The organism is Marinomonas phycocola, assembly GCF_047525455.1.
In the GTDB taxonomy this organism is placed as follows: domain Bacteria; phylum Pseudomonadota; class Gammaproteobacteria; order Pseudomonadales; family Marinomonadaceae; genus Marinomonas.
Genome location: NZ_JBLIXL010000006.1, coordinates 24,646 through 38,485, shown reverse-complemented (window position 1 = coordinate 38,485; position 13,840 = coordinate 24,646). Strand labels below are relative to the sequence as shown.

Genomic DNA, 13,840 nt, shown 5'->3' with positions numbered 1-13,840 from the left:
GAGCTTTGTCCCATTTAGAAAAACACCTTGTTCACTAAGAAAAAGGTGCTTTTTTGATGGAAGTGTGTGTTTTTAGAGACTGTTTTTCTCTGTCGGTATGCTTAAAGTATTTTCATTAGGTGCAATATGAAGTGTTTGAGTTGGAAACGCCATTTCTGCATTGTGATAGGTGACGATATCTATCACGCGTAATAAAACGTCTTGCTTAACTTCGTGATAATGAATCCAATTCACGGTTTTGGTAAAAGTATAAATAAAGAAATCTAGCGACGATTCACTAAATTGGTTGAAATTGACGATCAACGTTTGAGTTTCATCTATTTCTTCATGCTCATGTAACATGGTCTTAACGTCTTTTATTATGTTGGTGATTTTAGCTGCGTCATCGTAGCGAATGCCAACGGTTTCATAGATTCTACGATGGGTCATACGAGAGGGGTTTTCAACTGAAATGACAGAAAAAGTCGAGTTGGGTACATAGAGAGGTCGCTTATCGAAAGTCCTAATACGTGTTTGTCTCCAACCAATATTTTCAACCGTACCTTCAATCTCTTTATCCGGTGATCGAACCCAATCTCCGACTGAAAACGGGCGATCCAAATACACCATTAAACCGCCAAAAAAATTGGCTAATAAATCTTTTGCAGCAAACCCAACGGCAATGCCGCCAACGCCACCAAAAGCGAGGACGCCTGAAACACTGTAGCCTAGAGTTTGTAGAATCACCAATAAGCTGGTGATAATGATAGATATTCTTAATAGTTTACTGACCGCCGATGCTGTTGTTAAGTCCATCGGCTTTTTCATTTTCTTTGAAGAAACTAGAATGTGCTCACTGTTTTTAATCAGTCGATTTACAAACCATGTAATTAACACAATCAAGCCAATCTGGCGGATATTATGAATTGCATGTATTACTTTTGGGGCCAGCTCTTCTTCAGATATCTCTGCGGCTAGTACGAAGCCGACCAACCAAATACAGGAAGTAATCGGTTTATGGGCTGCGTTTATTAAAGCATTGTCCCAATGAGTGGAGGTGCGTTCTAATTGTTTATCGAGGCGAATAAATGCGCGATTAACTAAAAAGTTAAGAATTAGTGTGGCGAAGACAGCGAAAAATATTTTGGTGATCCAGTGTATTTCGCTTTGTCCCAAGCCAACGAATTCTTGTAGTTGTTCCCAAGTCATTTCATGGTTCTCATTATAAAAAGTAATTGAATTTATGGCGGTTTAGATGAGTAGTAACGTTCCGAGCCCTAAAAATGCGACAAATCCAACAATGTCAGTAACGGTTGTTAGAATAACAGAGCCAGATAGAGCTGGATCAAGGTTTAGCTTGTCTAATAATACTGGAATTAATACGCCAGATAGTGCCGCTATTGTAATATTAACAATGATGGCTAGACCAATAACAATGCCAAGAGCAAAGCTATCAAACCACCAAGCGGAAATGACACCAATAACAATGGCCCAAACAATACCATTTAATCCCCCAATTCTTAACTCTTTATCCAACAGTGAGAATAAATTACTGCGGGTGATTTGACCGAGTGCTAAACCTCGAACAATCAGTGTGAGTGTTTGACTCCCTGCGATACCGCCCATTGATGCAACAACTGGCATCAGTACTGCAAGTGCCACGACTTGTTGTAGAGTGGCTTCAAAAATACCAATAAAAGCAGAGGCGAGAAAGGCGGTTAGTAAATTCAAACCGAGCCACATCCCGCGTGTACGAGCACTGCGTTTTACTGGCGCGAAGAGATCGGACTCTTCGTTCAAACCTGCTGTGGACATTAATTGCCCTTCATAGGTTTCTCTTAGTATTTCCATTGCCGATCCAATATCAAATCGTCCTAATAATATTTGATTCTCATCAAGAACGGGCAGTGCAATATGGCTGGATCGCTCGACTGTTTCGGCACTTTGTACGACGTCAGTTGATGCTGTAAGTGACGGATAATCCTCTTCCATGAGTTCAGAGACATTTATATGAGGTTGGGCAGCAATGAGACTGTGAAATTTTACGCAACCCGTCCAGCGACCTGTTCGGTTAACGAGATAAATAACATCACTGTATTCTGAGATTTCTTTTTTCAATAATCTCAGTGCTTCTGAGACCTTAATGCTTTGAGAGGCAACCAATATATCATGATCAATCCAGTGACCCACTTCTTCATCACCGTACGTATTGGCTTGTTGGTAGTATTCTTGTTGTTTTTTGCTCATGCGCTTAAGCGCAATGTCTACTAATTTATCAGGTAATGTATCGTCAATTTCTAAGAGATCATCGGCTTCCATATCTTTGAATAGAAGTTCAATATGGTTCTCACTTAACTCTCGTAGCATGAGTTTGCGAGCTTCTCCACGAAGTTCAACAAAAATGTCCAGACGATCGTCTTCTTCAATTGTTTCCCAAACTTGCATCCGTTGATCAAGTGGTAAGGATTCTAATGCTAAAGCAACCTCTTCTGGCTCCAAATCAGATATGGCTCGATTAATGTCTTTTTTGGATAAATCTTCTTCAATGAGGGTGTCGACCAATTCGGCAATATTATTTTGCATAGTTTTGCTCCTCATGAGTGAATTTAATGGTCGTTTTCGGCGTTGTTATGCTACAGGTTATGATGATGAGTGTATTAAATGCAACCTGAATACGTAAATAAGGCCTTGTATTAAAAGAAATATTGCGTTGTTTAGGGAATATGCGAATACGTCCTTAACATGAGTAAATTCCTATTTACCCCTTCGAGTCTTCGTTATGTCACACCCACTCATTTTTGCCGACAGCGAATTCAACAACAAACGTCGTAAAACACGGAAAGAAATGTTCCTTTCTCGCATGGATGATAAAAGCGTGGGAGTTGGGGGAATAAACCGAGCCTTGAGACCCTGCGAAATATGGAGCGGTTGTTAAGTGTGCCTCTTGAGTATTTAGACAATGAGTACGATGAAAAAATATGTGAAATATTATATCGGTTTAATATCGTTGTTCAAAATCTAGAAAAAGACAAATAGGAATCGATTATCAAGATGATTGAAAATATGATTGATATAGTTTCGTGATTGGTTTGATGTACCGCTATGGTTTTCGTGGGTATAATCGCTGCGATAATAGACCTTCTTTCTGTTTCAGAGTCGTAAAAATGATAACGGTTTTGTCGAAAGGGTAAGGGAAGGGGGCAGAAAAACTATTTAATTTATTATTTTATAAGTAAAATCAAAGGTTTATGTTTTAAATGTTACTCATGTTAGACAATTATGATTCCTTTACCTATAACCTAGTGCAATACATACGTGAGTTAGGGAAAGAGGTTGTTGTGTATCGAAATGATGAAATCACTATTGAGGATATTGAGTTACTTGCACCGACTCATTTAGTTATTTCTCCAGGCCCTTGTACGCCGACTGAAGCGGGTATCTCACTGGATGTTATCCGTCATTTTGCAGGTAAGATACCAATATTAGGTATTTGTTTGGGACACCAAAGCATAGGGCAAGTCTTCGGTGGTGATGTTATACGCGCTAAAAAAGTGATGCACGGAAAAACCTCCAGTGTTTACCATAAAAATAACTCTGTCTTTTCAGGATTGCCAAACCCACATATTGCGACTCGCTATCACTCTTTGGTTGTCTCACAGGACTCGTTACCCGAATGTTTGGAAGTAACGGCATGGACTCTGGACGAAAATGGGCACTTAGATGAAATTATGGGATTGCGTCATAAAACATTGATGGTAGAGGGGGTGCAATTTCACCCTGAATCAATTTTAACTCAGTCCGGTCATGATTTATTAGCGAACTTTTTAATTCGATAAAAGAGTATTGCAGTACATTAATAGAAACCATTTTTTAAAGTATGTTAGCATTCTTTACATTAGTATCATCATTCTGGTGATCGTTTTTATTGTAAGTATGTTCTACTTCAGTATTATTTTACGGATTGTTCAGGAGGAGTATTGAGTAGAAGAGATGTTACTTCAACAGAATTAAATGTCGCTATTGTCCATGATTGGTTGGTCGCGTGGTCTGGTGCTGAAAAAGTGCTAGAGCAAATGTTGACGATTTGGCCTCATGCTGAAGTTTTCACTATGGTCAATTCATTTGAATCACCTTTACCCTCTGCATTAAATGGAAAAACCATTCATACTTCTTTTATTCAGAAAATGCCATTTGGAAAAAAGTGTTATCGTCACTATTTGCCTTTAATGCCGTTTGCTGTTGAGCAGTTCGATTTGTCTAAGTTTGATTTGGTGATTTCATCCAGTCATGCGGTAGCGAAAGGTGTTATTACAGGCCCTGACACGCTTCACCTAAGCTATTGTTACTCTCCTATGCGCTACGCTTGGGATTTACAAGGGGAATATTTAGCACAAAGCAAACCTAATGTGTTGTCAGAGTGGCTGATGCGTTATAGTTTGCATCGTTTACGAAAATGGGATGTTCAGAGTGGCTTAAGACCAGATCATATCATTGCGATTTCTAAATATATCGGCCGACGCATTCATAAGTGTTATCGCCGTCGTAGCAAAGTTGTTTACCCTCCTGTTTCTACTCATATTGTAAATCAATATTTTGTCCCCTTTGTAGATAAAGAGGACTATTATGTGGCCGCGTCTAGACTGGTTCCCTATAAACGAATTCCCCTCATTGCAGATGCGTTGGCTAAAATGGGTGGTCGTAAGTTAATTATTATAGGTGAAGGGCCTGAAAGGGCTCGTTTGGAAAAACAAATAGACAGATTGACATCAAAAGAAAAGGAATGCATTTGCTATTTGGGTTTTCAAGATGATGATGCGTTATATCAATATTTGGCTAAAGCTAGAGCTCTAATATTTGCAGCAGAAGAAGATTTTGGAATTTTACCAATTGAAGCTCAATCGGTCGGAACGCCCGTTATTGCTTTTGGTCGAGGAGCTGTGACAGAAACCATTATTGATGGTGAAACCGGTTTGTTTTTTAATGAATCGAGTGTGAAGTCAATCATAGACGCCATTAACGTTTTTGAATCGCGTGACTGGAGCAGTGATGCGTGTGCTAATAATGCGGAGCGATTTTCTGTAAAAGCCTTTAATGATGATTTGTTGGGGTATGTTTCTGATTGTTGGGAAGAGTTTGAGAAAAACCGTATTTTAAACGTCTGTCGAACCTAAAAATATTTCACAGGCGAATAAACGCCTAAATTCAGAGAATAAAGGTCTCTACAGAATGTTAATGTTATTGAAAATGTTATGGCAATGGTGCCATTTTATTCTTTCATCAATGCAAAATGAAAAACACATATATGAATAGCGCTGTTGGAAATAAGTCATAATGCCGTTACTGAATAAAAAACAAGATATTTCCTCTTTAGTTCAACAAAAGCTTAGAGAGCACATTGTGAGTGTTATTAGGGTACTAATGGGGGTTCCATGGTTGCGTTCTTTTGCCTTGATAATCTTAAATCGACTGCCTTTTTTTAAACATCGCTTGCAGCGTTTACTCGCATTTGTACCGCACAATGTTACGCCAATTAAAAGAAACTCCGGAAATCTCGAAGATTATGAGGATATTTTAGAAGCAATTACATCAGTGAGCCATTCTGCCGATATTGATTCTCTTATGGCAAAAAATGACGAGTTAAGCGTTATTCAAGATATCAAAAGCATTCGGTTAACAGGGCATTTTAATGGCAGTTATAGTTTGGCGTCAGTGAATCGTCATATTCTGAATCGATGCACTTCTGATTTTCCTGAGATAGATTGGCAAATTCAGCCCTATGAGGGGCAAATTGCACCTAGGGTTTTTGATACACCAAAAGGCCGGAGCGAAGTTGACTATTTGAATCATTTTTTAAAAAGTAAAAAAAACGCTTTGCTTGGCTCCAATGGAAATGTTTCTATTTACCATCATTACCCTCTTATTACCCCTCACTTAGATGATGAAGTCTCCATTGCTTTGTTCTTTTGGGAAGAGTCTAACGTTTCTCAGGAGATCATTGATCAACTGAATGAGCAATACAATGGTGTTTTGGTCACAACTTGGTTTGTTAAAAAAGTATTAATAGACAGTGGCTGTACCATACCGATTCAAGTGGTTCCACTTCCTCTTGAGGCCTATCCCTTTTCTGACAAAAAATTAGTCACGAAATCGCAAGAGTCTAATAAAGTAACGTTTTTGCATGTCTCATCTTGCTTTCCTAGGAAAGGGGTCGATCTGCTTTTGGACGCTTTTGACCAAGCTGCAGAGCAAGATGAATCCATTTCTTTAGTGATTAAAACATTCCCTAATCCTCATAATCAAATCCATTTCTGGTTACAGCAATGTGTACGTCCTCATTTGCAAGCAAGAGTCGAGATTATTGAGTGTGATATGAGTGCGGATGAAATGGCGTTATTGTATCAAGGTGCTGATGCTGTTGTACTGCCCACTAGGGGTGAGGGATTGAATTTGCCCGCAATTGAGGCTGGAATATATAAAAAACCTTTAGTTGTTACTGGGTATGGTGCACACATGGATTTTGTGAACCAAGAGAATGCTCACCTTCTTGATTATCGTTTTTCAAAGGCTGACACGCATGTGAATGGTGGGCAGTCTGTATGGGCGGAAGTGAGCGTACCTAAACTGGCAGAAGCACTGACTTTATTGTCTGCTAAAATTAAAGAAGGTGATTCATCGGTCAAAGAGAAATCAGAAAAACTTTATCAAAATGTTAAAAAAATATTTTTTGACAAAAATGCAACGCAACGGTTTTTTCTAGGCATTTGGGAAATTCAGCAATATCAGCAAAAAAAGGCAATCGATCAAAAGGACTCGATAGGTCAACTTTATAAAAGTGATTTAAAGCCTCAAGTTGATTTGTTTTCTACATGGGGTGAGGAATGCGGAATTGCGGAATACAGTCAATCCTTGATTTATTCAATGTTACCTGAAAAGCCTACTATACGAATTCATCATCCTTTAAAAAGGCGAGTAATTCCTAATGAGCTGGATAACGAACTAGAGTTTGTAGACAGTTGGGTATATGGAGGAGATGGTCCTGACCTTTTGGATCGTAAGATTGAAGGTGGGGTGATATGGTTACAACACCATTTTGCTTTTTATGGTCTGACTCATAAGCTTGTTCGAGGGGTTGAGTTTCAGCGTCAACAAGGTAAATCCATTTATATCACTCTCCATACGACTCGACCATTACTTTCTTATGACAAGAATAATTTGCAAATTGCGGTCAAATGCCTAAGTTTTTTTGAACGGATTTTTGTTCATGCGCTTGATGATCTAAATACGTTAAAGCGGTTAGGTCTGGTGGATAATGTGATGCTTATGCCTCATGGTGTAAAATACCCTCTATTAGAAGATGGTAGTAATAATCAAATTAATGATAAGCCATTTGTTGTTGGGAGTTTTGGTTTTTTAATGCCTCATAAGGGAATTGACATTTTAATAAAAGGGTTTTCTTCTGCGTTACAGCAACAAACCATACCTGTTGGTAGTCGATTAAGATTAGTGAATGCGGTGCGTCCTGATGGTACTTCTTTTTATGAAAAAGAACGTTGTGAAAAACTAATAGAAGACTTGAATGTAAAAAATAATGTGGATTGGTATTCTGATTTTTTGCCAAGTGAAGAATGCGAAGAAAAATTGTCAGGTTGTGACGTTATTATCTTACCTTATCAATTTACGCTTGAATCGTGTAGTGGCGCCGTGCGAAATGCAATTATTAGTTGTAAACATGTTGCAACGACCCCAGCGCCTATTTTTGATGAAGTAAGGGATGTTACACACTCTCTAAATGGATATGACTCAGAGAATATAGCGCAATTTTTAAGTACTTTTATTGGGCGTATAAAAGCACATGGCTACGATTCCCTGCTAGTGGAGCGTGAAAAATGGCTAATGGATCATAATTGGCCGATTATTTCCGATCGCCATTTGAATGTGTTTACTGCGAATAAAGTGGATAAGAGCTTTAATAATGGGGAAAATGCAACGGATGAAAGCAATATTGATGGGGATTACGGGTTAGGATGGCGCGTATTTAGCGCAGCACCTTCTAGAACAAGGTTATGATGTTTGCGGAACTGACCAAAGAAGCCTATCTGTAAACTTTTGGCGTGTACGACAACTTGGAATCATTGACGATCCAAAAGAGGTGGTTGAACCTTTTTACCCCAAAACTAACAATGGTAGAAGACCCTATGCCCGCTATCAACGATTCTTTAGCCTCTTACATTAATCCGTATAATAGTCCGATGGGAGTAAAGTTGTACTCTCAACGTTATTGGTTTTGGGTGACGTTAAAAACACCTTGCTCAGGTGTTGTTTGGTTGTATTACATTACCAAAGCACACTCTGAATTTCATGTTGATAATATGTTTACAGTGAATGTGTTGGCGGGTGAAGTGATTTTGTCGTTTTTAATTGATGGTCCTGAATTCACGGGGGCAATAAGAATCGACCTTGGCTCCGATATGGGGCTTTATTTGGTTCGACAATTACATGTATATCCGTTTTTTGTGACTTGAATTCAAGTGAGTAAAGATGATAAGTAGAATTATTAAAGAAAGTGGTATTTCTTTTGGAACAAGCGGAGCTCGCGGGTTGAATACGCAATTTACAGAGGACGTGTGTGCTGCGTTTTCTGTTTCGTTTGTGAATGCAATGAGGCAAGAGTATTCATTTAAAAAAGTGGCCTTGGCAATGGATAGGAGGCCTTCCAGCCTTTTTATGGCACAAGCATGTGCAGGGGCATTGTCTGCTCTTGGGTACGATGTATTATTTTATGGTGTATTGCCTACTCCAGCCTTAGCTTTACAGGCGATGTCAGATGAAATGCCTGCAATCATGATAACGGGCAGTCATATTCCGTTTGACCGTAATGGCATCAAGTTTTATCGGCCGGATGGTGAAATAACCAAAGCCGATGAGTTGTTGATTTTATCAGATGCAACGACATTGCCTGCTTTTTCCGCCATTAAATTAAATGAATTGTCGCTGGCGAAAGAAAATTATGTGAACCGTTATATAACAGCATTTTCGAATACTCTTTTTAAAGGTTTTAAAATTGGTATTTATGAACATTCTGCGGCTGGACGTGATCTCAATCGTGAGGTTTTTGAGTCGCTTGGTGCTACGGTGATTTCTCTAGGACGGTCAGATTCGTTTGTTCCAATTGATACAGAAGCCGTGTCTGATATTGATAAGAAGAAGGCGCTTGATTGGATTCAAACGCATCAATTGGATGCTGTTTTTTCAACGGATGGTGATGGGGATAGACCGTTATTATCAGATGAAAATGGCGTTTGGCTTAAAGGCGACGTATTAGGGATTTTGTGTGCCCAAGCGGTATTGGCACGTGTGGTATCGTTACCGATTAACTCTAATACTTCTGTCGATAGCGTTGGTTTTGAAAAAATAGAACGAACACGTATCGGATCGCCCTATGTGATTGCTGGAATGGAATCTTTAGCTCAAGGTTATGCTTCTGTTGCAGGCTTTGAAGCGAATGGAGGTTTTTTATGTGGTGAGGGGCTGTATTTAGGCGGTAATCCTCTAGCGGCTTTACCAACGCGCGACGCCATTCTGCCTGCGCTTGCTGTATTGGCAAAATCACGATTAGAAAAAGTATCTGTATCAAGTTTGGTTTCAAAGCTTCTTACACGACATACGGCAAGTGATCGATTGCAAAATATTGATGTAAACCGTATGAATAATTTATTGAAGAAATGGTTTTCTGATCCTAGTTTGGCTTTTACTGATCTGCATTTAGCATCAGAATTGCAAGAGAGTAATTCTTTAGATGGCTTACGATTAACATTAAAAAATGCGGATGTTGTTCATATTAGGCCTTCAGGAAATGCGCCTGAATTGCGTTGTTATGTGGAGTCGGATTCACCTGAGAAAGCAGAGAACCTAATGCGTGATGTTCTGGGAAAATTATCCCAGTGGTGTTCACTCAATTTATAATATGGAGGAAATGTGTTTGATCATGTTATATCGATAAGCCTTTAAAGCATCGAAAGCTGGGTTGGGTGCTACTTGCCTTTGTATTATCGTAGTTATCCTTTTTGTATGATGCCAATTAAAAACAGAGCCACTGTCACAACGATTATCGCTAGTTGAAATGTTTGATAAAGATCTTCGACAAACTAGAAGCTCGATCGATTTTCTCGTCTCTATGGATCTAATTGTATCATGGGATCTCTATGTTCAATCGGGAGAGATTGGTGACGCTAAGAAAGTGCAAGGTTTGTATCTTATTATGTGTTTTTGGTCGCTTTGCAGTTAAGTAAAGCCCACACCTATTTGACTTATCCCTTCGTACTTTCTTGATCCATGTTAGAAGTGATGAGCTGTGCTGCTCCAGTTATTGCGTCTCGTATTGAGTCTGTAGAAGATGTCATTGAAAATGGTCGGAATGGTTTGCCCATTTTTGTATACCGAAGAACGGTCAGCATGTGTCAATTGGGTGTTGTCCCATCCTGAAGATATGATGTCTATTCGACAGCAAGTACGTCAAACGATTCAGCAGAACTTTGATTTAACACGAGTGTGTTTACCAAAGCAGTTGGAACGGCTTGTAGACTCAACCTTATAAGGTATATCTATGTTACTTAATATTTAGAGTTCGTAATTACTGCACTTTCTATGCTACAGACAGTAAAGATGCAGGAGTGTAGAATATCGGTAACTTTTTACTTGATTCAATAGGAGTTGTTGATGAACATTCAAACGGCCATTGCCACAGTCATCGATAAGCAAAATCTTACAATAGAAGAAATGAGCGCAGTGATGCGTATTATTATGACGGGTGAGGCGAGTCAGGCTCAGATTGGCGGCTTTCTTATTGGTTTACGAATGAAAGGCGAAACCGTTGATGAGATTACGGCGGCCGCACAGGTGATGCGTGAGCTTTCAAGTAAAGTGGTCATTGATCAAGCGCATTTAGTGGATACTTGCGGTACAGGTGGTGATGGTGGCAAGTTGTTTAATGTGTCGACTGCGACGGCGTTTGTAGCGGCCGCTGCAGGTGCTTATGTTGCAAAACATGGCAATCGTTCTATTTCTTCAAAATCGGGCAGTGCGGATTTACTTGAGCATGCAGGTATTAATTTAAATCTAACACCAGAGCAAGTTTCACGATGTGTCGATGAGGTGGGTTTAGGGTTTATGTTTGCTCCTAATCACCATTCTGCTATGAAACACGCTATAGGGCCGCGCAAAGAAATGGCAGTACGCACAATTTTTAATTTGTTAGGGCCATTAACCAACCCTGCAACGGTAACAAATCAAGTATTGGGTGTGTTTGATAAGCAATGGGTTCGACCTATGGCTGAAGTGTTACAGCGTTTAGGCAGTAAACACGTTATGGTTGTGCATTCTCAAGATGGCTTAGATGAAATAAGCATTGCTGAGCCAACATTTGTTGCAGAGTTAAAAGACGGTGTCATTACTGAGTATGAGATTGTACCTGAAGATTATGATATTCCTCGCCAATCAATTGACACATTACAAGTTGAGGATGCAGAAGCCAGTCTTGTTCTTGTTAAACAAGCATTAGCTGGTAAAGGTAAGGTAAACCCTGCCCGTGATATTGTTTCTTTGAACGCAGGTGCGGCGATCTATGTGTCCGGTGTTGCGTCTTCTTTTTATGAAGGGGTATCCATGGCTGAGGATGTGATGGGTGGTGGATTAGCGACAGAAAAGTTCTCTGCACTTGCGAGTTTTACTCGTTGTTTTTAATGTGTGTTCGAATAAATAGATAAGGTCTACTATGCAAGTTGAAACTCCAACGATATTGAAAAAAATTGTTGCTCGAAAGCACGAAGAAATATCAGAAAGAAAAAAACATATCTCTCTTGATGACATTAAGGCGTCTGCTCTTGCTGCAAATAAAAACAACCCCGTTAGAGGGTTTGCCAAGGCGTTAAAAGCGAAAGTGGCCAATGGTGAACCGGGTGTTATTGCTGAGATAAAAAAAGCGTCTCCGAGCAAAGGTGTTTTAAGAGATAACTTTATACCTAATGAAATTGCTCAATCTTATGAACAAGGTGGCGCAGCGTGCTTGTCTGTATTGACGGACAAAGATTTTTTTCAAGGACACGAAAATTATCTTATTGAAGCACGGAATGCTTGCGAGCTTCCTGTTATTCGAAAAGACTTTATTGTCGATCCCTATCAGGTCTATGAAGCCCGTGCAATTGGGGCTGATTGCGTTCTTTTGATTGTGGCATGTTTATCAGGTGAAGCGTTATTTAGTTTAGATAAGTTATCACGCGAGCTGGGTTTGGATGTGTTGGTTGAAGTCCATAACCGCGCAGAGCTTGAGTTGGCGTTAGAGTATTCAAAGAGTGAGCTTTTGGGGATTAATAACCGAGATCTACATACGTTTGATTTGAGTTTAAATAATACATTTGATTTACTCGATAGCATCCCTGATGAGCGCTTTATCGTAACAGAAAGTGGTATTCACACTATGGATGATGTGGCAGCCATGAGAGCAAAAAATGTGAATGCGTTTCTTGTTGGTGAGGCTTTTATGAGGGCGGATCAGCCTGGTGAAAAGTTAGCAGAGCTATTCAAAAACTAATATTTTATTGTGATAAAGATGCTTGAAAGTATCTTATCTCAAACGTTAACGTTTTTAAATTTGAGAGTAGAGAATTGAATATGAAAGCAAGTGTGGCTTGGCAAGAAGATGTGCATTTTACGGCACAAACGGGTTCTGGTTTTCAAATAGAAATCGATGGTAATCAAGAAAAAGGCGCTCGACCAATGGAGTTGATCTTAGCTGGTCTTGGTGGTTGTACGTCTTATGATGTGGTGAAAATTTTACAAAAGTCGCGTCAAGATGTGGTTTCTTGTGTCGCTGAAATTGATGCAGAAAGGTCGGATGCTATACCTGCTGTTTTTACCAAAATTCATATTACGTTTGTAGTAACAGGCCGTAAGTTAAAAGAAAAAATAGTTGAGCGTGCTGTGAAGTTATCGGCTGAAGAGTATTGCTCCGCGTCTTTAATGCTTGAACGCGGTGGTGTTGAAATTACCCATAGTTTTACTGTTATTGACGCTGAGTAAGCTTTTATTTCGCCTTGGGTCTTGTAAAAGATTCAGGGCGAAGTGTTAGTCTTCTATTCGTTCTGAAATTTTACATCTTTGTTTATGAACTTTTGCCGTTGCGCAAGGTGACCCATCCCAATACGTGTAATCCGCTTGGTGTTGATCGATCTTGATGTGACTTAAGCTGACGGTTTTTGCATCCCCTCTGTGCATACAAACAGAGTTCATTGATCTTTCAGGTAAGTGAGATCTGTGGAGTTTAAGTAATAGATGATCGTCTACTGTTCCATTATTATGCTTTAGAAGTTTTGCATAACTTTCTTGTCGGTGATTTGAAACGGAAGGGAAGTCGACACCAGAAGAAGTAAATGGCGAGGTGGCCTGAATGTTTTTAAGCGTTGTCTGCCCATCCCAACATACGCTTAAAGGATGGCTTTTAGATCGGGAAAAAATAAGCAATGTAAATGGTGCATATTGCATACAATCCATAGTGTTTAGGTATTGTTCTACTTTTTTATAAGACGTTAATTCAAGTAAGTTTCTAACGAGCATTCCTCGACTGGTGAGCTGCCCTTTAGGTAAGTTGCCTTGATAATAGTTGAGTAAACATATGGATACGCCGTCAGAGGTTACTCCCATCCAAGATCCATTCCCTTGAGGGTCAACAGGCATAATGTAGTGGCTGTTATTTAGCTTCGATTGAAATACTTCAGGAGGGTGTGCTTTTTCGCGTCGGCGTTGTTCGTCTCTATTGAAAAATATTTGGTAACCTTGATGATTGTATAGCCAGCTTATCGTACACATA

General features: G+C 39.5%; 12 protein-coding genes. 9 read left to right on the top strand and 3 right to left on the bottom strand.

The features are described from left to right. Positions 1–72: 72 nt before the first annotated feature. Both ACMUMJ_RS06210 and mgtE read right to left on the bottom strand, forming a co-directional pair. Positions 73–1,188: a mechanosensitive ion channel family protein gene (locus ACMUMJ_RS06210; RefSeq protein WP_414677936.1), complete on the bottom strand. Its 1,116-nt coding sequence runs from the start codon at positions 1,186–1,188 to the stop codon at positions 73–75. Between the two features lie 42 nt (positions 1,189–1,230). Then, positions 1,231–2,562, bottom strand: a complete 1,332-nt coding sequence (gene mgtE, locus ACMUMJ_RS06205) for a magnesium transporter (RefSeq protein WP_414677935.1) — start codon at positions 2,560–2,562, stop codon at positions 1,231–1,233. Between the two features lie 674 nt (positions 2,563–3,236). Between mgtE and ACMUMJ_RS06200 the strand changes: the two genes are divergently transcribed. The 9 genes from ACMUMJ_RS06200 (at position 3,237) to ACMUMJ_RS06160 (ending at position 13,053) form a co-directional block, all read left to right on the top strand. Beyond that, positions 3,237–3,815 (top strand): anthranilate synthase component II, encoded by a 579-nt coding sequence (locus ACMUMJ_RS06200; protein ID WP_414677934.1) that lies wholly within the window; start codon positions 3,237–3,239, stop codon positions 3,813–3,815. Between the two features lie 141 nt (positions 3,816–3,956). Further along, positions 3,957–5,150, top strand: coding sequence for a glycosyltransferase (locus tag ACMUMJ_RS06195; protein ID WP_414677933.1), 1,194 nt, complete (start codon positions 3,957–3,959; stop codon positions 5,148–5,150). 160 nt (positions 5,151–5,310) lie between these two features. Further along, positions 5,311–8,046 (top strand): glycosyltransferase family 4 protein, encoded by a 2,736-nt coding sequence (locus ACMUMJ_RS06190; RefSeq protein WP_414677932.1) that lies wholly within the window; start codon positions 5,311–5,313, stop codon positions 8,044–8,046. An 86-nt stretch (positions 8,047–8,132) separates the two neighbouring features. Beyond that, complete coding sequence (locus ACMUMJ_RS06185; protein WP_414677931.1) at positions 8,133–8,501, top strand: hypothetical protein; 369 nt, start codon at positions 8,133–8,135, stop codon at positions 8,499–8,501. A gap of 16 nt (positions 8,502–8,517) precedes the next feature. After that, positions 8,518–9,942, top strand: coding sequence for a phosphomannomutase (locus ACMUMJ_RS06180; protein WP_414677929.1), 1,425 nt, complete (start codon positions 8,518–8,520; stop codon positions 9,940–9,942). 430 nt (positions 9,943–10,372) lie between these two features. Continuing rightward, positions 10,373–10,573, top strand: coding sequence for a hypothetical protein (locus tag ACMUMJ_RS06175; protein WP_414677928.1), 201 nt, complete (start codon positions 10,373–10,375; stop codon positions 10,571–10,573). Between the two features lie 122 nt (positions 10,574–10,695). Next, a complete protein-coding gene (gene trpD, locus ACMUMJ_RS06170; protein ID WP_414677927.1) occupies positions 10,696–11,718 on the top strand; it encodes an anthranilate phosphoribosyltransferase in 1,023 nt (340 codons plus the stop codon). 31 nt (positions 11,719–11,749) lie between these two features. Further along, on the top strand, positions 11,750–12,565 hold the full coding sequence (trpC, locus tag ACMUMJ_RS06165) for an indole-3-glycerol phosphate synthase TrpC (protein WP_414677926.1): 816 nt from the start codon (positions 11,750–11,752) through the stop codon (positions 12,563–12,565). An 80-nt stretch (positions 12,566–12,645) separates the two neighbouring features. After that, complete coding sequence (locus ACMUMJ_RS06160) at positions 12,646–13,053, top strand: OsmC family protein (protein WP_414677925.1); 408 nt, start codon at positions 12,646–12,648, stop codon at positions 13,051–13,053. Positions 13,054–13,098: 45 nt separating this feature from the next. On the opposite strand, the gene ACMUMJ_RS06155 is transcribed toward ACMUMJ_RS06160, so the two are convergent. Further along, entirely contained in the window at positions 13,099–13,839 is a 741-nt protein-coding gene (locus tag ACMUMJ_RS06155) for an NRDE family protein (RefSeq protein WP_414677924.1), read from the bottom strand. Position 13,840 lies beyond the last annotated feature (1 nt).

What these genes read in the sequence shown, in the direction of transcription:
- ACMUMJ_RS06210 (WP_414677936.1), bottom strand. Translation starts at nt 1,188, where the DNA reads ATGACTTGGGAACAACTACAAGAATTCGTTGGCTTGGGACAAAGCGAA.
- mgtE (WP_414677935.1), bottom strand. Translation starts at nt 2,562, where the DNA reads ATGCAAAATAATATTGCCGAATTGGTCGACACCCTCATTGAAGAAGAT.
- ACMUMJ_RS06200 (WP_414677934.1), top strand. Translation starts at nt 3,237, where the DNA reads ATGTTACTCATGTTAGACAATTATGATTCCTTTACCTATAACCTAGTG.
- ACMUMJ_RS06190 (WP_414677932.1), top strand. Translation starts at nt 5,311, where the DNA reads ATGCCGTTACTGAATAAAAAACAAGATATTTCCTCTTTAGTTCAACAA.
- ACMUMJ_RS06180 (WP_414677929.1), top strand. Translation starts at nt 8,518, where the DNA reads ATGATAAGTAGAATTATTAAAGAAAGTGGTATTTCTTTTGGAACAAGC.
- ACMUMJ_RS06175 (WP_414677928.1), top strand. Translation starts at nt 10,373, where the DNA reads ATGTCATTGAAAATGGTCGGAATGGTTTGCCCATTTTTGTATACCGAA.
- trpD (WP_414677927.1), top strand. Translation starts at nt 10,696, where the DNA reads ATGAACATTCAAACGGCCATTGCCACAGTCATCGATAAGCAAAATCTT.
- trpC (WP_414677926.1), top strand. Translation starts at nt 11,750, where the DNA reads ATGCAAGTTGAAACTCCAACGATATTGAAAAAAATTGTTGCTCGAAAG.
- ACMUMJ_RS06160 (WP_414677925.1), top strand. Translation starts at nt 12,646, where the DNA reads ATGAAAGCAAGTGTGGCTTGGCAAGAAGATGTGCATTTTACGGCACAA.
- ACMUMJ_RS06155 (WP_414677924.1), bottom strand. Translation starts at nt 13,839, where the DNA reads ATGTGTACGATAAGCTGGCTATACAATCATCAAGGTTACCAAATATTT.